Raw genomic sequence first — 26,198 nt, forward strand, 5'->3', positions numbered from 1 at the left:
CTGTTTGATCGATGAGGCGGTGACCTTCCGTCCGCATTTCACTTGACGGTCAATCCATCCTAATGAAATATATGTTTCGTCATGTGAACCATTGACAGGGAAAAACGGGGTGGGGACGGAACAGCCAGACGCGGCACCGCGGAAGTCCGAATTCGTCATCGAGGCGACGGACATCGTGAAGCGCTACGGCCATGTGCAGGCCCTGGGCGGCGCCAGCCTTCAGGTCCGCCCGGGCGAAGTCCTCGCTTTGGTGGGCGACAATGGCGCCGGCAAGTCCACTCTCGCCAAGATCATCTGCGGCGCCGTCGCCCCTGATTCCGGCACGCTGGCTTTCTGGGGCGAGCCGACGACTGTCACCTCTATTCGGCACGCCCAGGAGCTGGGCGTCGAGACAGTCTATCAGGATCTGGCGCTGGCGCCCGATCTGACCGTCGCCGAAAACATGTTTCTCGGCCGCGAGCCGATCAATCCCGGCTGGTTCGGCGGCCACCCGGCGCGCCTCGACCGCCGCCACATGCGCGCCAAGGCGGAAGAAGCGCTGCGCGGCATCGGCATCAGCACCCTCACCAGCGTCGACCGCACTGTGCGCGATCTCTCCGGCGGCCAGCGCCAGGCGATCGCCGTGGCGCGCGCCGTGATGTGGGCCAAGGCGGCGATCATCATGGATGAGCCGACCGCCGCCCTCGGCACCAGGCAGACCGGCATCGTCTACGACTCCATCCGCTCCGCCGCGACGCGCGGCCTCGCCGTCATCGTGATCTCGCACGACATTCCGAAGATGCTGAGCCTCGCCGACCGGATCGCCATCATGCGCCAGGGCCGCACCATATCGAACACCGAGGCCCGCCAGATGACTCTCACCGACGTCGTCACCTTGATGCTCGGCGGCAAGGCGACGGAAGCCGCATGAGCGAGATGACGCAGAACTCCCCGCCTCCGCCGGCGTTGCCGGGCGCCGTCCGGCGCTTCCTGACCTCGTCCCGCTCGACACCCATCGGCATGGCGCTCATCGTCATCGCCTTGATCATCATCTTCGGCGTGCTCTCGCCCAATGGCGCCTTCTTCCGCGTCAGCAACCTCACCACCATCGTTCTCAACGCCTCGGTGACGATGCTGCTGGCCGTCGGCGTGACGATGATCCTCGCCGCCGGCGAGCTCGATCTGTCGATCGGCGCCAATGTCGTGCTTTCCTCGGTGGTGGCGGCGAAGATCCTCGTCGCTTTGTCCGGCAGCTATGACGAGGTGCGCATCGGTGAATATCCGCATCTCGTGCCGGCGCTGGTGGCCGCCATCCTTGCCGGCATCGCGACCGGCGCCGCCTTCGGCGCGGTGAACGGCCTGCTCGTCACGCGCCTGCGCATCAATTCCTTCATCGTGACGCTGGGCACGCTCGGCATCGGCACGGGCCTCGCTTACGTGATCACCAACGGCACCAACGTGCCCTTCGTGCCGCGTGTCATCCAGACCGAATTCGGCATCCAGAAGCTGTTCGGCGTCGTTCCCTATCCGACGATCATCGTCCTCACTCTGTCTTTCATCCTCTGGTATGTGCTGCGCGTCACCCGCTTCGGCCTGCACACGCTGGCCATCGGCTCGTCGCGTGAGGCGGCCGAGCGCGCCGGCATCCGATCGGCCCGCCACATCTTCAAGCTCTTCGTCCTCGTCGGCGCCCTTGCCGGCGTCGCCGCCGCGCTCGATCTGGCGCGCTTCGCCACCACCAATATCGGCGGCCACCAGACCACCGCGCTCGCCGCCATCGCCGCCGTCGTGATCGGCGGCACCAGCCTGTTCGGCGGGCGCGCCACCATCGCCGGCTCCATGGTCGCATCCCTCATTCCGGTAGTGCTCGGCACCGGGCTGGTGATCCTCGGCGTGCCATCCTTCTACCAGCTCATCGTCGTCGGCGTGATCCTGATCATCGCCGTCTATATCGATCAGCAGAGACGGGAAAAGCTCAATTAGCATGCCCCGAAAAGTTGCAGACTTTTCGGACTAAGGCATGCGCTGAAAAGACGGAGCCGCAAGCCGCGACGCCCGGCTGGCCCCGTACGGTAATGGCGTTTAGACAGGGAGGTTAGACAGATGACTATGAAGATGAAGTGCCTTGCTCTTGCCTTTGGCCTCTCGACGGCTTTGGCGTCGGGATCGGCCTTCGCCGCGGGTGAGAAGATCGAATTCGTCGCCGGCATCGTCGGCATTCCCTTCTACACGTCAATGGAATGCGGCGCCCGCGATGCCGCCAAGGAGCTCGGCGTCGAGCTGAACTGGGCCGGCCCGCCGCAATGGGACCTCGCCTTGCAGATGCCGATCCTGCAGGCTTCGATCGAGCGCGGGCCGAACGGCCTGGTCCTCGCGCCCACCGATCCCAATGCGCTGGTCAGCATCGTCGAGGATCTCGTCACCAACAAGAAGATCCCGGTGGTGACCGTCGACGGCAGTCTGTCGAAGCCAGTCGACCTGCAGAATATCCGCACCGACAATATCGCCGCCGGCGGTCTGGCCGCCGAAGCGATGGCGAAGTCGATCGGCGGCGCCGGCACCGTCCTCGTCGTCGGCCTCGACCCGGGCGTCACCGGCAATGAGGAGCGCGTCTCGGGCTTCACCAAGGTGCTCAAGGAGAAATATCCGGACATCAAGGTGCTGCCGACCGAATATCCAGGCACCGACCAGAACAAGGCCGCCGAGATCGTCTCGGCCGCGCTGCAGGCCAATCCGGACCTGAAAGGCATCTACACCACGCATTCCAACGCCGCCGTCGGCACGTCTTCGGCGGTCATCGGTGCCGGCCAGCAGGGCAAGGTGAAGATTATCGCCTACGATGCGGATCCCGGCCAGGTGCGCGACCTCAAGGCCGGCGTCTATGACGCGCTCGTCGTCCAGTCGCCCTATCTCGAGGGCTACGACTCGGTCACGCTGGTGACCAAGATCCTGCGCGGCGAGATCGATCCGGCCAAGCTCGAGGACGTCACCCATCCGCCGATGGTCGTCGCCACGCGCGAGAATATCGACTCCCCGGAGGTCAAGAAGAACCTCTATGTCGATGCCTGCTCGAATTAGTCTGTGACAAGGCCGCTGGCGGGTTCACTCACCCGCCGGCGCCGCATCATCGAGGTCAGTATCCATATGTCCGCTCAACAGGACCGCGTCGCCATCGTCACCGGTGCCGGCACCGGCATCGGCCAGGCCATCGCTTTGGCGCTCGCCGAGAAAGGCCAGCGCGTCGTCATCACCGGCAGACGCGCCGAGCCTTTGCAGAACACTGTCGCCCGCGCGCCACAGCCCGGCCGGATCGTTGCCATGGCCGGCGACATCACCGATGCGGCCGATCGCGCCCGCATCGCCGCCGACACGATCCGTCAATTCGGCCGCATCGATATCCTGGTGAACAATGCCGGGGTCTCGTCGATCGCACCATTGCTGTCTTCGACCGAAGAGGAATGGCGCCGCGTCATGGCGACCAATGTCGACGCCGCCTTCTTCATGGCGCAAGCCGTGCTGCCGTCCATGCGCGAGCGCCAATGGGGCCGCATCGTCAATATCGGCTCCGTCTATGGCGTGCTCGGGCTGAACGCCGCCCTTTACGAGACCTTCACCGAGGATCCGCAATATGGGCCCAAGCGCCAGCCCGCTTATCACACCTCCAAAGGCGCCATGCTCAATCTGACCCGCGACCTCGCCATCGCCGTCGCCAAATGGAAGGTGACCGTCAACACCGTCAGCCCCGGCATGATCATCACCGACCAGTCGCGTGGCCTCCTCTCCGACGAGGTGAAGCGCAAATTGCCCGAGATGACGCCGCTCGGCCGTTTCGGCGAGCCGATGGAGATCGCTTATGCGGTCCGCTTCCTTGCTTCCGATGAAGCCGCCTTCATCACCGGCGAGGAATTGCGCGTCGATGGCGGCTGGACCATTTGGTGATCCAGCAACTCTAAGATTTAAGCGGGTTCGTCTTCCTGGATCTTCTGCCGGGCCGTCATCGCCGCCCGCAGCACCGCTTCGACGCGCGGATTCTGCTCCATGAACTTGACCACGTCGGCGGCGTCGAGCACCAGGAGCTCGGAGGTGCGCCGCGCGATCACCGTCGCCATCCGTTTGACCCGGCCCAGCACCGCGACCTCGCCGAAAAAGTCGCCCTCCTGAAGCGCGACCGACTGATGCGGCAGCACCACCTCCACCTCGCCCGACGCGATGAAGTACATGCTGTCGCCTTCATCGCCCTTGCGGATGATGATCGTGTTGGGCGGGAATTTGCGCGCCCGGAGCAGGCTGACGAGCTCGGCCAGAGCGGCGCCGTCGAGACCGGTGAAAGCCGGCACCCGCGCCACCATGCCGTAATTGACGATGAAGTCGCGCCGGCGGATTTCGGCCAGGAAGCCGGTGGCGATGATGGCGACCGGCAAGGCGAAGAAGATGAGCCCGCCCAGCATCACGAAGCCGGTGAACAATTTTCCCCAGGCCGTGATCGGAACCACATCGCCATAACCGACGGTCACCACGGTGACGACCGCCCAGTACATGGCGGCGGGAATGCTGCCGAAGCTCGTCGGCTGCACATCATGCTCGATGAGATACATGCCGGTCGCCGCGACCAGGAGCAGCCCCAGCCCGATGAGGCCCGCCGCCATCAGCGGGCGCCATTCATTGGTGAGCACCCGTCCGACCGTGGCGAGCGCCGGCGAATAACGCGCCAGGCGGAAGAAGCGCAGCACCTGGAAAATGAGCATGGCGCCCTGCGCCTGCGGCCGCAGCGCCAGCAGGAAAAGCGGCACCAGCCCCGCCGCGTCGAGCAGCATCAGCGGGCTCGTGACATAAGCGATCAGCCCGCGCCCATTCGCTCCGCCGAAGACCGGATGCTCGGCCGCCGTCCACAGACGCGCGGCATATTCGAGGAGGAAGAACAGGCCGCAGACGAGTTCACCCAGCCATAGCCCCTCCAGTTCGTCGGGATCGAGCCCTGGTACCGTCGAGCTGACGGCGCCCGCCACGCTGGCCAGGATGATCAGGATCGATGCGCGTTCGAACCACAGCGCCAGCCTGTCGCGCTTGATGCCGGGCTCGATGATCTCATATGCCCTGCGCCGGGCCGAGACCTGGGCCATGCGTCGTTCCTTTCGGCCGCGATTTCCAGATCCCGGCCGACAGGATCATACATCGAAAAGGATCAGGCCGCGACGGCGTTCCGGATGGCCTCGAGCGCCGCTTCGGCCTTGGATGCGTCGGGGCCGCCGGCCTGCGCCATGTCGGGCCGTCCGCCGCCGCCTTTGCCGCCCAGCACTTCCGAGCCGATGCGCACCAGATCGACGGCGTTGAAGCGCTTGGTCAGATCGTCGGTGACGCCGACGATGAGACCGGCCCTGCCCTCGTCATTGAGGCCGACCAGCGCCACGACGCCCGAGCCGAGCTTGGCCTTGCCGTCATCGACGAGACCTTTCATGTCCTTGGGATTGATGCCCTTGATCACCCGCGCCATCAGCTTGACGCCGCCGGCCTCGCTGATGCCATCATCGCCCTTGGCCGCGCCGCCGCCGAGCGCCAGCTGCTTCTTGGCCTCGGCAAGCTCGCGCTCGAGCTTCTTGCGCTCGTCCATGAGCGTTTCGATGCGCTGCACGACATCGGCCGGCGTCACCCGCAGCACCGAGGCCGCCGCGTGGATGCGCTTGTCCTGGGTGTCGAGATAGCGCTTGGCCGCTTCGCCGGCGAGCGCCTCGATGCGGCGCACGCCCGCCGCGGAAGCGCTTTCCGAGATGACCTTGATCAGGCCGATATCGCCGGTGCGCGCCGCATGGGTGCCGCCGCACAGCTCGAGCGAATAGATGCGGCGATTGCCTTCCGGCCTGATCCCCATCGACACGACGCGGACCTCGTCGCCATATTTCTCGCCGAACAGCGCCATGGCGCCTTCCGCGATCGCCTCGTCGACGCTCATCAGCCGCGTCGTCACCGCATCATTCTGCAGTACGATCGCATTCGCCATCGCCTCGACCTGGGCAATCTCTTCCGCCGTCATCGCCTTATTGTGCGAGTAATCGAAACGCAGGCGGTCCGGCTCGACGAGCGAGCCTTTCTGCGCCACATGCGAGCCCAGCGTCTCGCGCAGCGCCTCATGCAGGAGATGCGTCGCCGAATGATGCTGGCGGTTGCCCGAACGGCGCGCATGGTCGACATCGAGCTCGACCGCATCGCCGGCCTTGAACTGGCCCTTCTCGACCACGCCCTGGTGGATGAAGAGATCGCCGACGCGCTTCTGCGTGTCGGTGACGCGGAACAGCGCGCCGGCCGCGGTACGGATCACGCCGTGATCGCCGGTCTGGCCGCCCGATTCGCCATAGAACGGCGTCTGGTTGACGATGATCGCCCCTTTTGCCCCGGACTTGAGCTCGGATATCTCCTTGCCCTCGGCAATGATGGCCTTGATCACGCCTTCCGCCTGCTCGGTGTCGTAGCCGAGGAATTCCGTCGCCCCGACACGCTCACGGATGTCGAACCAGATCGTATCGGTCTTGGCCTCGCCGGTGCCTTTCCAGGCCTGGCGCGCATCCTCGCGCTGCTTCGTCATCGCCTTGTCGAAAGCTTGCGTGTCGACCGCGATGCCGCGCGGCTTCAGCGCGTCCTGCGTCAGGTCGAGCGGGAAGCCATAAGTGTCATAGAGCTTGAAGGCGGTATCGCCGGAAAACACATGGCCCTTGTCGAGGGCAGCGGATTCTTCATCGAGAATGCGCAAGCCCCGCTCCAGCGTCTTGCGGAAACGCGACTCCTCGAGCTTGAGCGTCTCTTCGATCAGCGCCTCGGCGCGGCCGAGCTCAGGGTAAGCGCCGCCCATCTCGCGCACCAGCGCCGGCACCAGCTTCCACATCAAGGGTTCCTTGACGCCCAGCAATTCGGCATGGCGCATGGCGCGCCGCATGATCCGGCGCAGCACATAGCCGCGGCCTTCATTGGAGGGCAGAACACCGTCGGCGATAAGGAAGGACGACGCGCGCAGGTGATCGGCGATCACCCGGTTCGACGCCTTGTATTTGCCGTCCGCCGGTACATTCGTCTCCTCGACGATCGCCGCGATCAGCGAGCGGAACAGGTCGGTCTCGTAATTGTCATGCGTGCCCTGCAGCACCGCCGAGATGCGCTCGAGCCCCATGCCGGTGTCGATCGACGGGCGCGGCAGATTGATGCGCTCCTCCTTCGTCACCTGCTCATATTGCATGAAGACAAGATTCCAGATCTCGATGAAGCGGTCGCCATCGGCGTCGGCCGAGCCCGGAGGGCCGCCCGGGATCTTGTCGCCATGGTCGAAGAAGATCTCCGAGCACGGGCCGCAGGGGCCAGTATCGCCCATCGCCCAGAAATTGTCCGAAGTCGGGATGCGGATGATGCGGCTCTCGGGCAGGCCGGCGATCTTCTTCCACAGGCCGAAGGCTTCATCGTCCTCGGAATAGACGGTGACGGTCAGCCGGTCCTTGATGAGGCCGTAATCCTTGGTGACCAGCGTCCAGGCCCATTCGATCGCGTCCGGCTTGAAATAGTCGCCGAAGGAGAAGTTGCCGAGCATCTCGAAGAAGGTGTGATGGCGCGCCGTATAGCCGACATTGTCGAGGTCGTTGTGCTTGCCGCCGGCGCGCACGCATTTCTGCGCCGTCGTGGCGCGGCTATAGGGGCGCTTCTCGGCGCCGGTGAACACATTCTTGAACTGCACCATGCCGGAATTGGCGAACATCAGCGTCGGATCGTTGCGCGGCACGAGCGGCGAAGAGGCCACCACCTCATGCCCCTGCTTCCGGAAGAAATCGAGGAAGGTGGAGCGGATCTGCGCAAGGCCGGTCATGGGAATAGGTCCAGGTTGAATTGGGGTGCGCTGTTTTAAGGATTGCGCGCCGCCCTGTCTACCGAGACATGGTCCTTGAGGCCTGATTTTGAAGGATTCTTCATGCCGAAAAGGCGCCCTCCCGGGGCAAGGAGGACGCCATCGGTGTGAGGCTCACACCAGTAACCGGCCTGGGGAAGTGGGGGGAGGCCGGAAGTCCAGTGCATGATCCGGAGAAGTGGGCTGCGGTTTTCCGAAATCATGCGCCAAAGTTGAGGAGTCTCAGTCGTCGGCATCCTCGGCCGAGGCATTGGTGATCTTGGCCGCGATCAGCCCGGCATTGGCCCGGATCGCCGCCTCGATGGCCGCGGCCACGTCGGGATTCTGCTTGAGGAATGTTTTGGCGTTCTCACGCCCCTGCCCGATACGCTCACCATTATAGGAGTACCAGGAGCCCGATTTTTCGACGATGCCGGCGGTGACGCCGAGATCGACGAGTTCGCCGACCTTGGAGATGCCCTCGCCATACATGATGTCGAATTCGACCTGCTTGAAGGGCGGCGCCACCTTGTTCTTGACCACTTTGACGCGGGTCTGGTTGCCGACCACGTCCTCACGTTCCTTGATGGCGCCGATGCGGCGGATATCGAGGCGTACGGAAGCGTAGAATTTGAGCGCATTGCCGCCAGTGGTGGTTTCCGGCGAGCCGAACATGACGCCGATCTTCATGCGGATCTGGTTGATGAAGACGACCATGCAGTTCGACTTGGAGATCGAAGCGGTGAGCTTGCGCAGCGCCTGGCTCATCAGGCGGGCCTGGAGGCCTGGCAGTGAATCGCCCATTTCACCTTCGAGCTCGGCGCGCGGCGTCAGCGCCGCGACGGAGTCAATCACCAGCACTTCGATGGCGCCGGAGCGCACCAGCGTGTCGGCGATTTCGAGCGCCTGCTCGCCGGTATCGGGCTGCGAGATCAGGAGGTCGTCGACATTGACGCCGAGCTTGCGGGCATAGACCGGATCGAGCGCATGTTCGGCATCGACAAAGGCGCAGATGCCGCCCAGCTTCTGGCACTCGGCCACTGTCTGCAGCGCCAGCGTCGTCTTGCCTGAGGATTCAGGCCCGTAGATTTCGATGACGCGCCCCCTGGGCAGGCCGCCGATGCCGAGCGCGATGTCGAGGCCGAGCGAGCCGGTCGAGATCGCCGAGATATCCAGCGCCTGGCTGGAGCCCAGCTTCATGATCGAACCCTTGCCGAAAGCGCGTTCGATCTGGCTCAACGCCGCATCCAGAGCCTTGCCCTTATCCATGCCTGTATCAACCACCTTAAGATTCGCTTGCCCCATCGTCGCGCTCCTTATTTCACAAGGGTTACGCCGGTGCAAATGAGTCTCGGACAGCGGCGATGTCCGCAATATGTACATTTTTTGTTCTCATAGCAAGCGTTTCTTTAAATCTTTGATTTTTATTGTTCTTATTTACGAAGGACGGAACTTGATGAGAACGAATATGGAATCGAATGGAAATCCGCGACGGTGCGGCTGAACGGGAAGGCGACAAGCGGTTAAGGCCGGGCTCCCCGCCCGAGCGAACACTTTCCAACAGGGCGCCCGCCCCATTCTTTATACTGGACGGTCGTACAAGAACATACCAGGAATCACCTGGACTCCTTTTCCCCGGCCAAAGAAACATAGCTGGAACGGCAATGCTTGAAATCCGAATAAATTGACCAAGAGATCAAAGCCAAATCCCGCGAGCCACCACAAACAAAACCTCACACGATCTAACGGAATGAAGTAAAACCACAAAACCTATATTTATCAGATTTATTGAGGACTATATTTGCCGGCCATCGACAAAACCGAACATCAAGGCCAGTTGGGATGGCGGATACATGGTCTGTCCCAAATCCGCACAATACCCGGCATATGCCGGGGCCCCGGCAGCAAGTCTGCCCGGCTTTATGACTTCTGTTCATGAGAGGTGTCCTGAAGCCGCAGCGTACTTCCGGCTCTCCGGCACATGCTCTAGAAGAATGCGCCTCACTTGGAGCGCATGATGAACAAGCCTGAAGCACCGACTTCCCTCAGCCGCGATGTCGCGGCCTTCTTCGCCGAACTGGGACTTCCCGCCGAAAGCCTCTCCCAAGGCAGCACCGAAATCCGTTCGCCGATCAATGGCGAGATCATCGCCCGCGTGCGCTTCGCCGATGCGGCGGAAGCCAAGGCGGCGATCGGCCGCTCGGCCGAAGCCTTCCGGCAATGGCGGGTCGTCCCCGCCCCGGTGCGCGGCGAGCTGATCCGCCAGCTCGGTAACGAACTGCGCGCCGCCAAGGAGGGCCTGGGCCGCCTCGTCACCATCGAGACCGGCAAGATCCTCTCCGAGGGCCTGGGCGAAGTGCAGGAGATGATCGACATCTGCGATTTCGCCGTCGGCCTGTCGCGTCAGCTTTACGGCCTCACCATGGTGAGCGAGCGCGCCGACCACCGCCTGATGGAGCAGTGGCATCCGCTCGGCCCCACCGGCGTCATCACCGCCTTCAACTTCCCCGTTGCGGTCTGGTCGTGGAACGCGGCTTTGGCGCTCGTCTGCGGCAATCCGGTGATCTGGAAGCCGTCGGAGAAGACGCCGCTCACCGCCATGGCGACGACCGCCCTCTTCCGCCGCGCCGCGGCGCGGCTCGACAATATCCCGGCCGATCTCGTCACCCTCCTCATCGGCGGGCGCGATGTCGGCGAAGTGCTCGTCGATGATCCGCGCGTGGCGCTCGTCTCCGCCACCGGCTCCACCGGCATGGGCCGCATCGTGGGCGAGCGTCTCGCCCGTCGCTTCGGCCGTGCCATTCTCGAGCTTGGCGGCAACAACGCCGCCATTCTCTGCCCGTCGGCCGATCTCGACCTCGCTTTGCGCGCCACCGCTTTCTCCGCCATCGGCACTGCCGGCCAGCGCTGCACGTCGCTGCGCCGCATCATCGTGCATGGGAGCGTCTATGACAGCTTCGTGCCGCGCCTGAAGAAGGTCTACGACACGGTGACGATCGGCAATCCGATCGACGGCTCGACGCTGGTCGGCCCGCTGATCGATAAGCGCAGCTACGAGGCGATGCAGAAGGCGCTCGAGGCCGCGGCTCAGGCCGGCGGCAAGGTGCATGGCGGCAAGCGCGTCAAAGGTCCCGGCGGCGATGACGCATATTATGTCTCGCCGGCGCTGGTCGAGATGCCGGCCCAGACCGGCCCCGTGCTCAACGAGACCTTCGCGCCCATTCTCTATGTGCTGCGCTACGAGAATTTCGACGAGGCGCTGGCGCTCCATAATGGCGTGCCGCAGGGACTCTCCTCGGCGATCTTCACCACCGACCTGCGCGAATCCGAGCGCTTCCTGTCGGCCTCGGGTTCCGATTGCGGCCTGGCGAATGTGAATATGGGCTCCTCGGGCGCCGAGATCGGCGGTGCCTTCGGCGGCGAGAAGGAAACCGGCGGTGGCCGTGAATCCGGCTCGGATGCCTGGAAGGCCTATATGCGGCGCGTCACCAGCGCCATCAATTTCGGCCACGCGCTGCCGCTGGCGCAGGGCGTGAAGTTCGACATCTGAACCAGGAACAATCCCGCCAGGCCTCAAGGGCTTGGCGGGACTCACAACAAACAAATCAACACGCCGGGGAGACGGACATGACGGAGAGAAGCGGCGGCCAGATTCTGGTCGACCAGTTGCTGGCGCAAGGGGTGGAGCGGCTCGCTTGCGTGCCCGGCGAAAGCTATCTGGCGGTGCTCGACGCGCTGCATGACGCCAAGATCGACGTCCTCGTCTGCCGCAATGAAGGCGGTGCTGCGATGATGGCGGAAGCCTATGGCAAGCTCACCGGCCGGCCCGGCATCTGCTTCGTCACCCGTGGCCCCGGCGCCACCAATGCCAGCCACGGCATCCATATCGCCGCCCAGGATTCGACCCCGATGATCCTCTTCATCGGCCAGGTCGAGCGCGCCATGCGCGAGCGCGAGGCTTTCCAGGAGGTCGATTACAAAGCCTTCTTCGGCTCGATGGCGAAATGGGTGGTTGAGGTCGAAAGCGCCGCCCGCTTGCCGGAGCTCGTGGCGCGCGCCTTCCGCGTCGCCTGCCAGGGCCGCCCCGGCCCCGTCGTCATCGCGCTCCCCGAAGACGTGCTGACCGAAATGGCCAATGTTCCGGATGCGCCCAAGGTGGTCCCGGCCGAATCCGCCCCCACCCCTCAGGATATGAACCGCTTCGCCGATCTCCTGCGCCAGGCGAAGAAGCCGCTCTTCATTCTCGGCGGCTCGCGCTGGAGCCCTGAAGCGCAGAAGTCGCTCATCGGCTTCGCCGAGAAATTCGGTGTCGGCATCACCACCTCCTTCCGCCGCGCCCATCTGTTTCCCTCCGATCATCCCAATTATGTCGGCGATGTCGGCATCGGCCCCAACCCGAAGCTCGCCGCCAGGGTGAAGGAAGCCGACCTCCTGGTGCTCATCGGCGCCCGCATGTCGGAAATGCCGTCTTCGTCCTATTCGCTGATCGACATTCCCAATCCGCGCCAGACCCTCGTCCATATTCATCCGGGGGCGGAGGAACTGGGCCGCGTCTACCAGCCGGCCCTCGCCATCCAGGCCTCGCCCAATGCTTTCTGTGCAAGCCTGGCCGATCTGGCGCAGCCCAATGACCGGCCCTGGACGGATGCGACGCGTGTGGCCCGACAGGACTTCCTCGACTGGACCGACACACCGGTAAAGCTGCCCGGCAAGTTCCAATATGGCGAGGCCATGAAGTGGCTGCGCGAACGCTTGCCGGCCGATGCGATCATCACCAACGGCGCCGGCAACTACGCCATCTGGATTCACCGCTATTACCGCTTCCGCCAGTTCGGCACGCAACTGGCGCCAACTTCGGGCTCGATGGGATATGGCGTCCCGGCCGCGGTGATGGCCAAGCGCCAGCGCCCCGACTCACCCGTAGTCTGCTTCGCCGGCGACGGCTGCTTCATGATGAACGGCCAGGAATTCGCCACCGCCGTCCAATACGGCATTCCACTCATTGTGGTTGTGCTCGACAACTCGATGTACGGCACCATCCGCATGCATCAGGAGCGCGAATATCCGGGGCGCGTCTCGGCCACCTTGCTGAAGAACCCCAATTTCGCCGACTATGCCAAGGCCTTTGGCGGCCATGGCGAGCGGGTCGAGAAGACGGAAGACTTCGCGCCGGCTTTCGAGCGCGCCGTCCAGTCGGGCAAGCCCGCGATCATCCACTGCATCGTCGATCCCGAGGCGATCACCCCTGCCCGCACGCTGAGCCAGATCCGCGATGATGCGGTGAAGGCGGGGAAGTAGCCGCTCCCCTGATCGTTATGGCCGCCCTCGCGGCGGCCATTTCGTTTCTGCGCCGCCACACCCACTCTTCACAGCGGCCCTTGCTCCGGCCATGACGAGCTGGGAGATTCAATAGCGCCGGCCCACCGTCATCGCGGCGCGGAAGTTTTCGTCGCTGTCGAAAAACATGGCTTCGGGTCCCGCACCCGTCGCATCGAAGAAGCGCGCGACGAAGCAGCGGAAGGCGGCGCACAGCGCGATGTCGCAGATCTGCTGGTCACTGAAGCCCGCCTGGCGCAGCCGGTCGATATCGGCCTCGGTGATCTCGGACGCCTTGCGCGCGACCTTCTCGGCATAGGCCAGCATCTCGACATCCCTGGGCGAAAGCCCGGCGGAGCGGAAATCGCGCTGCACCGCCAGCACCTTCTCCTTGGAACCCAGATCATCGATCAGCTGCTTGCCATAGACATAGGAGCAATAGGTGGACGGCACTTCCTTGGCGGCGACGAGCGTGATCAGCCGCCAGTCCCGGGGGCTCAGCGAGAAGCCGCCGCGCACCTTTTCGATGAAATCGATATAGATCGGCAGGAGATCCGGCCGCGCCGTGAAGCAGCTATAGGCCTCCATCACGAAACCGTTCTGCGCCTTGAGCTTGCTGTAGATCTCGGCGACCTTGCCGGTCGCCTCCTCTTCCCCGATGGTCTGCAGGAACATGCCCGTCCTCCATGATGAGCGAAACGGGTCTTCTATCGGCGCCTTTCCGCAACGCAAGGCAAATCCGGCTTCTCTTCGCTGCCGACATCTATTGTTTTCTCTACGCGCCGGTCCGATCGGACAGCCCGTTATCGGCACACCTGCAACTAAATTTGCTGCCGCGCATTCATGGCGAAGATGATCTCATCGACCAGCTCAGCCGGCCCGAAGATCGAAAGGCCGACATAGGTTTCCGATTCGACTTTCAGGATTTCGCCACTGAGACTCACCGAGAACCCAGCCAGCTCTTGCGACCCTGCGACAGCCCAGTCGGATGACAAATGGACTGCGCCCAGAGATATCAGAGTCGCGACGAGACGAGCCTTCAGCTCTTCGTCATACTCCTTCCCGAGCATTATGGTCTTTGCCACACCGGTCATATGCAGTGGCCCATCAACACGAAAGGCGGCAATCTCGCGACTGCCGCCCTCATAACACCGCTCCCCGGCGCAGGCTATTCAACCTCCGCCGCCGTATTGTTGCCCCCGGACCACAATGTGGTAATTACAACAGTGACCCAAAATGAAACTGATTCGCAAGGGTCAAGTTAAAATTTGGACAGGAAATGAGGGGGCCCCGCCTCACCGCCACTTATAGGTGAGGAACATGCCGGTGAAGAACTGGTCGTCGGAGCCCTCGTCCTTGACGATCGGGCTGTCGGCGGCGTCGCCGAGCAGCTTCTTATACTGAACCCGACCGGAGACGCCGATCGCCTCGGTGACCATGTAATCGAGCCCGAGCGTGATCCCGATATCCTTGAAGCCGGCATCGGCCTCATAGCGGTCATAGCCGCTCCGCAGCGCCTGCGAGCCCGAGACGCCGAAGAACGTCTCCATATAATTGCTGTCCGCCCAGCTGGCCGAGGCTTCGACGCTCGTCCGCACCGAGTCGGATAGCGGCACCGCCACGCCGGTCGACATCTCCGCCAGCATGCCCTCGTGGCCGCCGCCGACATCCTGGGTAACGGTCATCGCCGCCGACCAGATGCCGAGCTCGTATTTCAGGAAGCCGCCGAGCTCGATCGAATCATCGACATCGCCCAGCCCATCCAGCGCGTTATTGTCGTCCTCGTCACGCCCGCCGCTATAGCGGGCGATGGGGCCGGCCTTCAGCCCTTCATAATTCAGAAGGTTGGCGCCGAGCGACATGCCTTCGATGAAGATGAAGTCGTCATAAACGATGGAAGCGAACGGAAAAGGCTGGAATTCATAGTCGTCCGAGCCTTCATAATCGGGTGCATAGGCGCCGCCGCCCCCGATCACCACGCTCCATTTGCTCTGAGTTGACGCAGTGTCAGGCTCATCGGCCGCCTTGGCGCCCGCAACATTCATGGCGATTCCGGCGGCGCTTGCCATGATTATGAGCCAATTTGAAGTAACAGCTGGTGCCAGGGATTTCTTGCAGGCGACGCGGGAAGGCATGGACGCTCCTATGTACAACGGAGTGTCTGTCTAGCCGGCAATCCTGGCAGGAGAGTTTCGAGCGGGTTTCGTTATGTTGCAGATTATTACCACAAGGGCGTCGCGACGCGCTTCCCAGGAGGCGTGCGCGCAATGATAAAACAGACCAAGCCTCACGTGCTGATCGTCGATGACGACCAGCAGATCCGCACCATGCTGGCGCGCTTTCTGGGCGAGCACGGCATGCGGGTGACCCAGGCCTCTGAAGGCATCAGCATGTTCAAGGTCATGGAAACCGGCCGTTTCGACGTCATCGTGCTCGATGTGATGATGCCGGGCGAGGACGGCTTCACGCTCTGCCGCAAGCTGCGCGCCGAGAGCGCCATCCCGCTCATCCTGCTCACCGCCCGCAACAGCGAGACCGACCGCATCGTCGGCCTCGAGCTCGGCGCCGACGATTATGTGACAAAACCCTTCAACCCGCGCGAGCTTCTCGCCCGCATCCGCGCTCTGCTGCGCCGGGCCAACGCCCAGCCGCAGGCGGTGCAGCGGCTCGCCAGCGCCACCTATCAGTTCGCCGGCTGGACTCTCGACACCAGCCGCCGCTCGCTCCTCTCGCCACAAGGCGTGCTCACCGATCTGACCACCGGCGAATTCGACCTCCTGGTCGCCTTTGTCGAGCATCCGCAGCGCGTCCTCAACCGCGACCAGCTTCTCGACCTGGCGCGCGGCCGCGTGAGCCTCGCCTTCGACCGCAGTATCGACGTCCAGGTCAGCCGGCTGCGCCGCAAGATCGAAACCGATCCTAACGCACCGGCGCTCATCAAGACGGTGCGCAATGGCGGCTATTTCTTCACCGCCCTGGTCATCTCGGCGGGCCAGGTCGCCCTGCCGTGAAGATTCCGATCTGGTCCAGGCTCCGGCTCGCCCCGCGTCTCGCCATTCTGATCGTGGCGACGACGCTCGCGGTGCAGAGTCAGGGCGCCTTTCTCTATTACATATTTCCGCCGCCCGGTTACCTGATCGTCGACCAGGCCTGGCTCGCGGAAGCGGCCCGCGATGCGCGCAACATCGCCGAAGCCGTGCCGGCGGGCGACCGGCTGCCGGCCCTCACCGGCTCCGGACTCACAAAGTGGCTGACTTTCGACGTGGCGCCGGAAGCACCGAATTACTCGCGCGAAGATGGGCCGACCAGGCTCGAACGCGAGGTGAAGACCTCGCTGATCGGGAAGCTCGGCCTCGCCGCCCCGGACGTCATGGTCAAGACCGAGGACTTCGAGGAACAGGCGGTCAAGACCAATGTCGCGGTGATCACCGAGATCCCGACCGCCATGGACACCGAGACGTTGGTCTCGCGCGACAGCCTCGTCGTCGCCGACCTGCGGATAGCCCTCCGTCTCAAGGACGGCAGCTGGCTCCTGATCGGCCCGAGCGAAACCGGCGTTTCATCGTTGCATTATCTGCGCAACATACTTGACTTGATCGGCGCGCTGTTCTTCGTCGCCGCCTTCTCGATCTGGATGGCGCGCAGCATCGTCAAGCCTTTGACCCAGCTCGCCACCGCGGCGGAACGGCTCGGCCGCGAGCGTGAGCCCACGCCGATCAGCGGCATGAAGCTCCCCGAATATGCCGCCATCGCCACCACCTTCAACGAGATGCAGACGCGCCTCAAGAAGTTCGTCGACGAACGCATGCAGATGCTGGCCGCCATCTCGCATGATCTGCGCACGCCGCTGACCCGGCTGCGCCTCTATGCCGAATGCGTCAAGGACGAGCAGCAGCGCGCCCAGATACTTTCCGACATCTCCGACATGGAAACGATGGTTTCGACTTCGCTCACCTTCATGAGCGACGAGATCCATCGCGAGCCCTATAACGCCGTCGATATCGCGAGCCTTATCATCAGTATTACCGACAATTTCGCCGATGAGGGCCGCAACGTGACCTACACCGGGCCCGACCATGCGCAGCTCTCCTGCCGGCCGGTGGCGCTCCGGCGCGCCTTCACCAACCTCATCGACAATGGCTGCAAATATGGCGGCGAGGTATCAGTCTCGCTTTTGGACGCATCGAGCGGCCTCGTCATCGACTTCCGCGACAACGGGCCGGGCATTCCCGCCGATCAGGCCGAGCGCGCTTTCGCCCCCTTCCAGCGCCTCGAAGCCTCGCGCAACCGCGAGACCGGCGGCACCGGCCTTGGCCTCACCATCGCCCGCGATGTGATCTTGGGGCATGGCGGTGACATCAAGCTCATCCACGATGCGCAAGGCTTCCGGGTGCGCGTCGAGCTCCCGCGACCCCGGGAATAGGCCCCTCTTCGACTTCCAGGCTTCCCATACGTTAGCTTCTGTGGTTAATTGCCCTTGGGGCAAAAATAAAACACGGGAGGGGTCGACTATGGCGAGAAAAGCAAAAGCGAAACAAACGGGCGCGAAAGATAAGAAGGCAAAGTCCAAGAAGGCGAAACCATCGCCAAAGAAGGCGGCCAAGCGCGCCCCAATACAACCGGCAATCAAAAAAGCGGCGGCTCCCGCAAAACGTCGCGCCGTACCGTTGGACCCACAGCTCCAGGAAAGGGTCCAGCGATCGTTGCGCGCATGCATGCGGAGCCTGACCACGCATGGCGATTATGGCATGGAGGACGGACCCGGCACCTGGGAGATGAGCAATCAAAAATGGGAGGAAGTGCTCACCTGCGTCTGCCGCAGGATCGGGTTGGCCTACAGCGTTCCCCTCCTGAATGATACCAAGAACGAAAACTTCTCGGACATCATCGGCATATTGGCCCGCAGAGTGCGAGGTTAGCGACATGCTGCACAAACTCTCCAAGCTCACCGCAGTTTCGCTTCTCCTGCTCGGCGGTTTGACGACGGCCGCCCATTCCGATGCCGCGAGCTTCCTGCCGCTGGCCAAGATATGTGTCGCATCGGGCGGCCAGTCCTATGTCGATCGGCACAAGCTCATGAACTGGGCCGTGAGCAATTCCTGGAATGACCACGTCATCCCCCATGATCTATGGGATCTGAATGACGATGGAGATCTCGTCTACGCCGAGAAGCTCGCGGTTCTCACAAATCTAAGCGCGCAGGAAATATGTAAAAGCGGCAAATGCCGGGAAGGCGACATCCAGGCCATTGAAGCGATGCAGAGGAGCTTTAACGAGGGGCTGGATTCCGGCGTCCAGAAAAAATTTACGGTGCTCGCGTCAAACGGCGCACCGGACACTCAGTGGAATGACCGCGACTATATCTCGAAGCGGCGCCTCATCTTCGACTACAAGAATGCCAAGCTGCGCATAGCTTGCCTGGCTGAGTACAAGGCCGAAGAACCGCTATATGAGTTGCCCGCGGATGACGAGGATGAAGACCTGTCCGGCGTCAGGGTCTCGCTTGGCCGGGAAGACCTGGGGACGCCGCGCGAAAAGCTTCGAACCGTGGTTCCCGCCAAATTCTCGGTGACGCAGGACATTCAGAACGACGGATGGTCATGGGCCGTCGAGGGTTATGCCGGTTATCGATTTGATTGGGAAACGCAGAAATCATCCGGAAGTGTCATTCCGTTCGTTCACGTCGTGCAGAAAACGAGCAACGACAATGACGACGACATCGACAAGCTAGGCGTCGGCTTGGACACATTTTTCTACCGCGCCGCCGTCGGCGATTTTCAGGCAGGTGTGGAATATCTGACCGACAGCAAGGCCGAGCTGGACATACTCACCGGCCAGCTGACCTGGTTTTATTATGTCCCCGGTTTGCATCTGGGGCTTTACGAAGACCTCGGCGACAGCGGGGTACAGGTGAAGATCACACCGCGATTGACGCTCCACGGCGGCAGGGTATTCGATCGTGGCAGCCACGAGGAGATCGCGTCGAACGCCGATTATCTTCGCGGTGGTCCGGGGCTCAGGGTCCAGTTCCGCGGAGAGGAAAACACCTCGATGGAAGACTTCGAGTTCTCCACCGATGCGAAATACCTGTTTGGCATAGCCGGCGATAACAACGACTATTATCGGCTCGAATCGGCGCTCAATTATTTCTTCCCCGGACAGGACAATTTCTCGCTTGGCCTGACATACACCTATGGCTACCAGGACGACACGCTGGAGAAGGAGAACCTGGTGGAGGCGGTGCTCGGCGCGCGCTTCTGATCAGCGCATGTCCGCTCGCCGGATGACATCCGGCTTGAAGGGAAATCCCAGATCACGATGAGTTTGGGTTGAACCAGCCCAAACTCATAAACATGATCGCTTCCCAATATGAGCGCGGGATTCTTGCGAAAAACCGGCATCCACTTTTTCGCAACCCGCGCTAGCGCGCGGCGAAGACCTTCTCCACCGCCTTCGCGGCGACGAAGATCTGCTGGTCCTGCCCGTGCGGCGCCATCAGCATGAAGCCGGTCGGCGCCTCGCCCTCGGCATGCATCGGCAGCGAGATGCCGCAGCAATCGAGGAAGTTACCGGTGAAGGTGTTGCGCAGCGCGAGAAAGTTGAGGCGGAGATACTCGTCGTCGCGCTCGAAGGCTGAGATCGCCGGCGGGATGTTGCAAGTTGTCGGCATCACCAGCGCGTCGAAGCCGGTCATCGCGCGGTTGAACTGGCCGATGAGCTTCTGGCGCATGGTGAGGATCTCGACATAGTCGGGCGCCGAGATCTGCGCTCCCGATTCGATGCGCCGGCGCACCCGCTGGTCGTAGCCCGCCCCCACTTCGGCGATCTGGGCGCGATGATGCAGGATCGCCTCGACCGCCGATATGCCGCCTTTGGCATTGAGCGCCGGCAGCTGCGCCAGCTCGTCGAGCACCACTTCCTCGATCTGGATGCCGGCCTTGCGTAGATCGCTCACCGCGCGCGCGAAATCGGCGGCGACCGTCTCGTCGATCGTTCCGGCGAAATAGCTCCGCGGCACCGCGAAGCGCAATTCATGGCGGGCCTCGGCGATCTCGCCGTCCCAGTCGCCGGCGAGCGCCGCATCGGCGAGCGCGCAGCAATCGACTGTGCGCGCCAAGGGCCCGATGCTGTCGAGCGTCTTGGACAAGGGATAGGCGCCGGTGGTCGGGATGCGCCCGGTCGAGGGCTTGTAGCCGACGATGCCATTATAGGAGGCCGGGATGCGGCACGAGCCGCCGGTATCGGAGCCGATGGCGAGCGGCACCATGCCGTCAGCGACAGAGACTCCCGCGCCCGAGGACGAACCGCCGGGAATGCGCCCGGTCTTGCGGTCATAGGGCGAGCGCGGCGTGCCGTAATGCGGGTTGAGGCCGACGCCCGAATAGGCGAATTCGGTCATGTTGTTGCGCCCGACGGCGATGAAACCCTGCGCCTTGAGGCGGGCGATCGCCGGCGCATCCGCCGTGGCGGGCGCCGCATTATTGAGCACCGCCGAGCCCGCCCGCGTCACCTGCCCCTTGAGGTCGAACAGATCCTTGACCCCCATCGGAATGCCGGCATAGGGCGGCACTGCACGGCTTGCCTTGCGTTGCCGGTCATAGAACTGGGCGAGATCGAGGGCCGCCGCTCCATCGACGGTCAGGAACGCACGCGCCCCCTCACCGGAGGGATCCTGGATGCGCGCCAGCGCCGTTTCCACCAGCGCCTGCGCCGTCACTGTACCCTGATCGAGATCCCGCGCCAGCGCGCGCAAAGGCTTGAACATGTCTCTGTCTAGCTCCCCATCACCGTCTTGACCGCTTCAGCCAGCTGCTTAAGCGAGAACGGCTTGGGCAGGAAGGCGAAATCTTCCTCGCCCTCGAGGTTCTTCTCGAACGCATCCTCGGCATAGCCCGAGATGAAGATGATCTTGGTCGTGATGCCGCGCTTGCGCAGCTCCTTGAGCAGTGTCGGCCCGTCCATTTCCGGCATCACCACGTCGGAAATGACGAGGCTGATCTCGCTGGCCTTCTCGGCGACGATGCCCAGCGCCTCTTCGCCCGACGCCGCCTCGAACACCGTATAGCCGCGCGAGGCGAGTGCGCGCGAGGCGAAGGCGCGCACCGCATCCTCGTCCTCGACCAACAGCACCGTGCCCTTGCCGGTATGGTCGGCACGCTTGGCCTCGGGCCGCTCCTCGCGGGTTTCCTCGAGGGGGACGGCCACCGGCGCGTGTCGCGGCAGGTAGATGCGGAACACGGTGCCCTTGCCCACCACGCTGTCGCAGAAGATGAAACCGCCGGTCTGCTTGATGATGCCATAGACGGTGGAGAGGCCGAGGCCGGTGCCCTTGCCGACATCCTTGGTGGAGAAGAACGGCTCCCAGATCTTGTCGACGATGTCCTTGGCGATGCCGGTGCCGGTGTCCTGCACCTCGCAGAGCACATAGTCGCCGGCCGGCAGAGCGAGGCTGCCCGCCTGCTGCGGGCTCACCGTCGCATTGGAGGTCCGGACCGTCAGCGTGCCGCCATGGGGCATCGCATCACGCGCATTGACGGCGAGGTTGATGACGACCTGCTCGAACTGGTTCACGTCGACCTTGACCATGCCGAGATCGCGGCCATGCACCACCTTGAGCTCGACCTTCTCGCCCAGGAGCCGGCCCAGCAAATTGCCGAGATCGGCGATGACGTCGGTGAGCGACAGGATCTCCGGTCTCAGCGTCTGACGACGCGAGAACGCCAGCAGCTGGCGCACCAGATTGGCGGCACGATTGGCGTTCTGCTTGATGTTCATGATGTCGGCGAAGGCCGGATCGGTCGGGCGGTGCTTGGCGAGCAGGAGGTCGGAGAAGCCGATGATGGCGGTCAGCACATTGTTGAAGTCGTGCGCGACGCCGCCGGCGAGCTGGCCGATCGCCTGCATCTTCTGGCCTTGCGCCACTTGCACTTCGAGCGACTTGTTCTCGGTCGTATCGAGGGCGCAGACGAGGAAGCTCGCATCCGTCTCGCTATGACCGGCGATCATGAACTGCACCGAGCGCGGCGGATCGCCGGTCACCGTCACGTCGACCGGCACCGCCGTGGCCCCCGCGCCGCTCGCGGCGGCAAGCGCCGCGCGCACCTGGGGGCGCTGCGCCGGCGCCACCAATTGCTCGAGTGCGGCACCACGCTTGGCTTCCGGCGACAAAGCGAGGAAGCTCAGATTGGCGTTGCGGATGATGCCTTCGGCGTCGAGCTCGGCGATGCCGATGGGCGCGGTGGTGAAGAAGCGCGACAGCCTTGCGTCGGAGAGCTGGCTGCCGCCCGCTTCCGAAAGCCTCGGCTGCTGCGGCAGGACCAGGCTGCGCGACGGCTGCTGTCTTCCTTCACCGTCATAGCCGGCGCGGTGGATGATGCGCACCGGGATGCTGCGCCCATCGCGGGCGATGAGATCGATATCGAAGCTTTCGGTCAGCGCCGTCTCGCTGGCGGGCGCGATGCGGCTCAGGAGCTTCTCGCCCGTTTCCGACACCACGTCCTTGAGCGTCAGCGCGCCGCCCGTCGTCGCCTCGAGATCGAGCCCCAGCCATTCGGCGAGCGTCGCGTTGATATAGGCGATGCGCCCTTCCGCATCGGCCGAGAAGAAGCCCGCCGGCGCCTGGTCGAGATAGCTGATGATATATTGGAGATGCGAGAAGGCCGCTTCCTGCTTGGCCCGGTCGGCGCTGATGTCCTGATGGCGCCACAGCGCATGGCCGTAGCTGCCTTCCGCCTCGATCGGCGCGACGCTGATCCGGATCCAGACCGGCCTGTCGGCCTTGGCGCCGGCGGCTGAGGATCCGGCCGTGAGGCGGATCTCCTCGCTGGCGGCGCGCTTCTCGCGAACCGACTGCGACAGACGGTAGATATGCTGGGCGAGTTCCGGATAGCCGGCATAAAGATTTTCGATGCCGACGAGACGGCCGAGGCCCGCCGCCGAAACGAGCTTCAGATAGGTGGCATTGCCATAGACGGCGCGCCCGCGCTGGTCGGTGACGACGCAGGCATCGCCCAGCGCATCCACGAGACCGTTGAAGAAGACCTGGTTGCGGTCGGTGGGGCCGACATGGACGATGCCGGCGAGGACTCCGAACAGCACCACGAGCCCCAGAAAGGCGAGCACGGCGCCAAGCCCCAGGAGCCAGACCGGCACCACCCCGCGCAGATACCAGGCGATGGCGGCGCAGGCGACCGCCAGTACAATGGCCAGGAATAAAGACAGAAGCGGCCAGCCCTTGCGGGTGGCGCCGAGCGGCCCTGCCTTGACATCCGTTTGCTTGCTTCCGGCGTCACTCATCGTGGCCGCAACTTCCCCATCCCCGCCCTGCGAATCGTCTCAGTATAGGCGATTTGATTCATTCGGGAATCCGCCGCCTCATGGCGGCTATAATTCGCTGGCCCCCGCCCCCGTCATTCATGATAGGATGGGGGCACGGCGTTTCTAGCAGGAGGCGTAAATGGACTTCTTATCGGGGTATGGGACCTACATCCTGGGGGCCCTTATTATCCTCGCGGTGCTGATACTGCTGTTCGTCGTCTTCCGCAGCCTTGGCGGGCGCGTGCGCGGCGGCAAGGGCGCCAGGCTTGGCATCAGCGAATATCATGAGATCGACAAGGATCGCCGCCTGGTTCTGGTCCGCCGTGACGATGTCGAGCATCTCGTTCTCATCGGCGGCGCCCAGGATGTGGTGATCGAGACCGGCATTCCTTTGGGCTTCGACCGCGATTACGACGAAGGCTTCGCCCGTCCGTCGCTGCGCGCCGATACGGGCCGGGTGGCCCCGCGGGCGCCGGCCGACGAGCCGGCTCCGATGCGGGCGGCCCCGCGTCCGCCGGTTTTCGGCGAGAAGCGTCCGGTGCTGCGCACCGTCGAGCGCGGCGAGCCGCAATTGCGCAATCCCGATCGCGATTACGGTCCCGACGACCGGGTTTGACTAAGGCTTTCGGGCCCCCCTATGCGTCACACAGAGATGAGCGCCGAGGCGATGTGAACGCCCCGGCGCCGATGTCGCTTGAGCAAAAAGAACAAACTCAGAGGGAACGTCATGCAGTGGATTTCTCGCGCTTGCGCCTTCGGCCTAGGCCTGATGGCGACCTGGAGCACCGCCCTCGCCGCGGGCGAGCTCAACATCTACAATTGGGGTGACTACACCAATCCCGAGCTCATCAAGAAGTTCGAGAAGACCTACGACGTCAAGGTCACGGTCACCGACTATGACTCGAACGACACGGCGCTCGCCAAGGTCCGCATCGGCGGGCATGGCTTCGACATCGTGGTGCCGTCCGCCCAATTCATTCCGATCTGGATCAAGGAAGGCCTGCTGCTCGAGACCCGCCCCGACCAGATGGAGAACTTCAAGCACATGGATCCGCGCTGGGTCGATGTCTATTTCGATCCCGGCCGCCATTACACCGTGCCCTGGCAATGGGGCACCACCGGCGTCATCGTGAACACCAAATTCTACAAGGGCGATCCGAACACCTCGGCGATCTTCATGGACCCGCCCGAGGAGCTCAGGGGCAAGATCAATGTCGTGCCCGAGATGATGGACGTCATGCAGCTGGCGGTGCGTTATGCCGGCGGCGAGCCCTGCACCGGCGACAAGGAGATCCTCCGGAAGGTGCGCGACAAGCTCGTCGCGGCCAAGCCCTATTGGATTTCCATGGATTACGCCAATGCCGAGAAATACGCCAAGGAGGACATCGCCGCCGGCGTCAACTGGAACGGCTGGTCCTTCCGCGCCCGCCTGCAGAACGACAAGCTCGTCTATGGCTATCCCAAGGAAGGTTATCCCATCTGGATGGACAATGTGTCGGTGCTCAAGGATGCGAAGAATCCCGAGAACGCCAAGCTGTTCCAGAATTTCATCATGGCGCCGGAGAATGCGGCGATGATCTCGGCCTTTGCCCGCTACGGCAACGGTATCAAGGGCTCGGAGGCCTTTATGCCGGCCGACATGTTGGGCGCTCCGGAGGTGGACATACCGGAGAAATTCGCGGCCGGCGGCACGTTCATGCGCACCTGTCCGCCCGACATCCAGCAGCTCTATACGGCGATCTGGACCGAGCTCACTAAGTGAAGGATGCGCCGGAGCTGGAAACGGTGCGCCTCAGGCTCACGCCTGCGGCGCACCTTTGTCGGCTGGTTCGGCCTCTATGACCGCCGCGACGGCACCGGCGACCGGCTCGCCCGCGCCATGTGGGGTATAGGCTACGCGTCATGGAGCGGGCCGGGCTGATCCACATGCGCCCCCCCATCCGGAATATGTGGATTCGTAGCCGGGGGCCGAACAGGGCGATGTCGAATACGAAATCACCCGCGACTCTCGGGTTCGCTTAAGTCCATCAGTGATTGCAGCTACTTAGACCGGCAGGTTCACGCAGCGGGCGAGCTTTCGGCAAGCACCCGCAAGGGCTCCGCCGGCGTCCGGGGCGGCACCGCGATGCCACAGTCCTTGAGCAGCGCCTCGACCGCGCTGCAGGCGAGCTGTCCGGCCTCCTCGGCCGAAATGGCGGAGGACGCAATAAGGCCCGTCATGCCATGGGTCAGCGCCCAGATCTTGATGGCGAGCTCGCGCACCTGATGCGGCTGGGCGCCCAAGCGGCGCACAGCGTCTTCGAGGACGGCGAAGGCCCGGTCGCCGGCTTCCGACACGGAGGGCCCGACGGCAGGCAGGCCTGAGGAGAACATCGCCTGGTAGAAACCCGGCTCCTCGAGCGCGAAGGTGTAATAGGCCTCCCCCATGCGCTCGAGCGCGTCGAAGGGCGTGGCCGCCCCCTCGGCGGAGGCGAGAAGCCGCTCGCGGAACAGGTTGAACCCCTCCTCGGCGGTCGCCTCGATGAGGGCATTGCGGTCGCGGAAATGACGGTAGGGCGCGCTGGGACTTACACCTGCGGTGCGCGACGCCTCATTGAGGGTGAAGCCTTGCGGCCCATGTTCGGCGATGAGGCGGCGCGCCGCCGCGATCAGCGCCTCTTTGAGGTTTCCGTGGTGGTAGCCGTGTCGGGCGAATTGCCTGCAGCGCATAACGGGTAAGTTACGCGCA

The 26,198-nt window shown here is 63.6% G+C and carries 22 protein-coding genes; 13 read left to right on the top strand and 9 right to left on the bottom strand.

The window, feature by feature from the left end; genetic code table 11:
- Positions 1-109 precede the first annotated feature (109 nt).
- The 4 genes from JHL16_RS02825 (at position 110) to JHL16_RS02840 (ending at position 3,918) form a co-directional block, all read left to right on the top strand.
- Positions 110-910, top strand: coding sequence for an ATP-binding cassette domain-containing protein (locus tag JHL16_RS02825; protein ID WP_200183376.1), 801 nt, complete (start codon positions 110-112; stop codon positions 908-910).
- On the top strand, positions 907-1,962 hold the full coding sequence (locus JHL16_RS02830; RefSeq protein WP_200183377.1) for an ABC transporter permease: 1,056 nt from the start codon (positions 907-909) through the stop codon (positions 1,960-1,962). Before JHL16_RS02825 ends, JHL16_RS02830 begins: the two co-directional genes overlap by 4 nt.
- Positions 1,963-2,082: 120 nt before the next feature.
- Positions 2,083-3,057, top strand: a complete 975-nt coding sequence (locus JHL16_RS02835) for an ABC transporter substrate-binding protein (RefSeq protein WP_200183378.1) — start codon at positions 2,083-2,085, stop codon at positions 3,055-3,057.
- A 66-nt stretch (positions 3,058-3,123) separates the two neighbouring features.
- A complete protein-coding gene (locus JHL16_RS02840) occupies positions 3,124-3,918 on the top strand; it encodes an SDR family NAD(P)-dependent oxidoreductase (RefSeq protein WP_210345935.1) in 795 nt (264 codons plus the stop codon).
- A gap of 17 nt (positions 3,919-3,935) precedes the next feature.
- Here JHL16_RS02840 and JHL16_RS02845 read toward each other — a convergent pair whose 3' ends face one another.
- From JHL16_RS02845 to recA, 3 genes are all read right to left on the bottom strand, one after another.
- Entirely contained in the window at positions 3,936-5,099 is a 1,164-nt protein-coding gene (locus JHL16_RS02845) for a cyclic nucleotide-gated ion channel (RefSeq protein WP_200183380.1), read from the bottom strand.
- A 62-nt stretch (positions 5,100-5,161) separates the two neighbouring features.
- Entirely contained in the window at positions 5,162-7,819 is a 2,658-nt protein-coding gene (alaS, locus tag JHL16_RS02850; RefSeq protein ID WP_200183381.1) for an alanine--tRNA ligase, read from the bottom strand.
- 261 nt (positions 7,820-8,080) lie between these two features.
- Positions 8,081-9,142, bottom strand: coding sequence for a recombinase RecA (gene recA, locus JHL16_RS02855; RefSeq protein WP_200183382.1), 1,062 nt, complete (start codon positions 9,140-9,142; stop codon positions 8,081-8,083).
- Positions 9,143-9,851: 709 nt separating this feature from the next.
- Between recA and amaB the strand changes: the two genes are divergently transcribed.
- Both amaB and JHL16_RS02865 read left to right on the top strand, forming a co-directional pair.
- The gene (gene amaB / locus JHL16_RS02860) at positions 9,852-11,387 is read left to right on the top strand and encodes an L-piperidine-6-carboxylate dehydrogenase (RefSeq protein WP_246770745.1); all 1,536 of its coding nucleotides are present in this window, start codon (positions 9,852-9,854) and stop codon (positions 11,385-11,387) included.
- A gap of 77 nt (positions 11,388-11,464) precedes the next feature.
- On the top strand, positions 11,465-13,135 hold the full coding sequence (locus JHL16_RS02865) for a thiamine pyrophosphate-binding protein (protein WP_200183383.1): 1,671 nt from the start codon (positions 11,465-11,467) through the stop codon (positions 13,133-13,135).
- A gap of 108 nt (positions 13,136-13,243) precedes the next feature.
- Here JHL16_RS02865 and JHL16_RS02870 read toward each other — a convergent pair whose 3' ends face one another.
- The 3 genes from JHL16_RS02870 to JHL16_RS02880 form a co-directional block, all read right to left on the bottom strand.
- The gene (locus JHL16_RS02870) at positions 13,244-13,828 is read right to left on the bottom strand and encodes a carboxymuconolactone decarboxylase family protein (RefSeq protein ID WP_200183384.1); all 585 of its coding nucleotides are present in this window, start codon (positions 13,826-13,828) and stop codon (positions 13,244-13,246) included.
- 146 nt (positions 13,829-13,974) lie between these two features.
- On the bottom strand, positions 13,975-14,247 hold the full coding sequence (locus tag JHL16_RS02875) for a hypothetical protein (protein ID WP_200183385.1): 273 nt from the start codon (positions 14,245-14,247) through the stop codon (positions 13,975-13,977).
- Positions 14,248-14,448: 201 nt separating this feature from the next.
- The gene (locus tag JHL16_RS02880; RefSeq protein ID WP_200183386.1) at positions 14,449-15,222 is read right to left on the bottom strand and encodes a MipA/OmpV family protein; all 774 of its coding nucleotides are present in this window, start codon (positions 15,220-15,222) and stop codon (positions 14,449-14,451) included.
- A gap of 198 nt (positions 15,223-15,420) precedes the next feature.
- Between JHL16_RS02880 and JHL16_RS02885 the strand changes: the two genes are divergently transcribed.
- The 4 genes from JHL16_RS02885 (at position 15,421) to JHL16_RS02900 (ending at position 19,414) form a co-directional block, all read left to right on the top strand.
- On the top strand, positions 15,421-16,164 hold the full coding sequence (locus tag JHL16_RS02885) for a response regulator (RefSeq protein ID WP_200183387.1): 744 nt from the start codon (positions 15,421-15,423) through the stop codon (positions 16,162-16,164).
- Complete coding sequence (locus JHL16_RS35390; RefSeq protein WP_200183388.1) at positions 16,161-17,576, top strand: ATP-binding protein; 1,416 nt, start codon at positions 16,161-16,163, stop codon at positions 17,574-17,576. The genes JHL16_RS02885 and JHL16_RS35390 overlap by 4 nt, the downstream gene beginning before the upstream one ends.
- 88 nt (positions 17,577-17,664) lie before the next feature.
- Entirely contained in the window at positions 17,665-18,072 is a 408-nt protein-coding gene (locus JHL16_RS02895) for a hypothetical protein (protein WP_200183389.1), read from the top strand.
- Between the two features lie 4 nt (positions 18,073-18,076).
- On the top strand, positions 18,077-19,414 hold the full coding sequence (locus tag JHL16_RS02900) for a hypothetical protein (protein ID WP_200183390.1): 1,338 nt from the start codon (positions 18,077-18,079) through the stop codon (positions 19,412-19,414).
- A 160-nt stretch (positions 19,415-19,574) separates the two neighbouring features.
- Here JHL16_RS02900 and JHL16_RS02905 read toward each other — a convergent pair whose 3' ends face one another.
- Together JHL16_RS02905 and cckA are read right to left on the bottom strand one after the other, a co-directional pair.
- On the bottom strand, positions 19,575-20,918 hold the full coding sequence (locus JHL16_RS02905; RefSeq protein ID WP_200183391.1) for an amidase: 1,344 nt from the start codon (positions 20,916-20,918) through the stop codon (positions 19,575-19,577).
- A gap of 8 nt (positions 20,919-20,926) precedes the next feature.
- Positions 20,927-23,449 (bottom strand): cell cycle histidine kinase CckA, encoded by a 2,523-nt coding sequence (gene cckA, locus JHL16_RS02910; RefSeq protein WP_200183392.1) that lies wholly within the window; start codon positions 23,447-23,449, stop codon positions 20,927-20,929.
- Between the two features lie 160 nt (positions 23,450-23,609).
- On the opposite strand from cckA, the gene JHL16_RS02915 reads away from it, so the two are divergent.
- The 3 genes from JHL16_RS02915 (at position 23,610) to JHL16_RS02925 (ending at position 25,391) form a co-directional block, all read left to right on the top strand.
- The gene (locus tag JHL16_RS02915; RefSeq protein ID WP_200183393.1) at positions 23,610-24,086 is read left to right on the top strand and encodes a flagellar biosynthetic protein FliO; all 477 of its coding nucleotides are present in this window, start codon (positions 23,610-23,612) and stop codon (positions 24,084-24,086) included.
- Positions 24,087-24,197: 111 nt separating this feature from the next.
- On the top strand, positions 24,198-25,232 hold the full coding sequence (locus JHL16_RS02920; protein ID WP_200183394.1) for an extracellular solute-binding protein: 1,035 nt from the start codon (positions 24,198-24,200) through the stop codon (positions 25,230-25,232).
- A gap of 3 nt (positions 25,233-25,235) precedes the next feature.
- The gene (locus tag JHL16_RS02925) at positions 25,236-25,391 is read left to right on the top strand and encodes a hypothetical protein (protein ID WP_200183395.1); all 156 of its coding nucleotides are present in this window, start codon (positions 25,236-25,238) and stop codon (positions 25,389-25,391) included.
- A gap of 137 nt (positions 25,392-25,528) precedes the next feature.
- Here the strand turns inward: JHL16_RS02925 and JHL16_RS02930 are convergent, their stop codons facing one another.
- Positions 25,529-26,179, bottom strand: a complete 651-nt coding sequence (locus JHL16_RS02930; RefSeq protein ID WP_200183396.1) for a TetR/AcrR family transcriptional regulator — start codon at positions 26,177-26,179, stop codon at positions 25,529-25,531.
- Between the last annotated feature and the right edge of the window lie 19 nt (positions 26,180-26,198).

Origin of the sequence: Taklimakanibacter albus, assembly GCF_016595235.1 — a bacterium.
Taxonomy (GTDB): domain Bacteria; phylum Pseudomonadota; class Alphaproteobacteria; order Rhizobiales; family Aestuariivirgaceae; genus Taklimakanibacter; species Taklimakanibacter albus.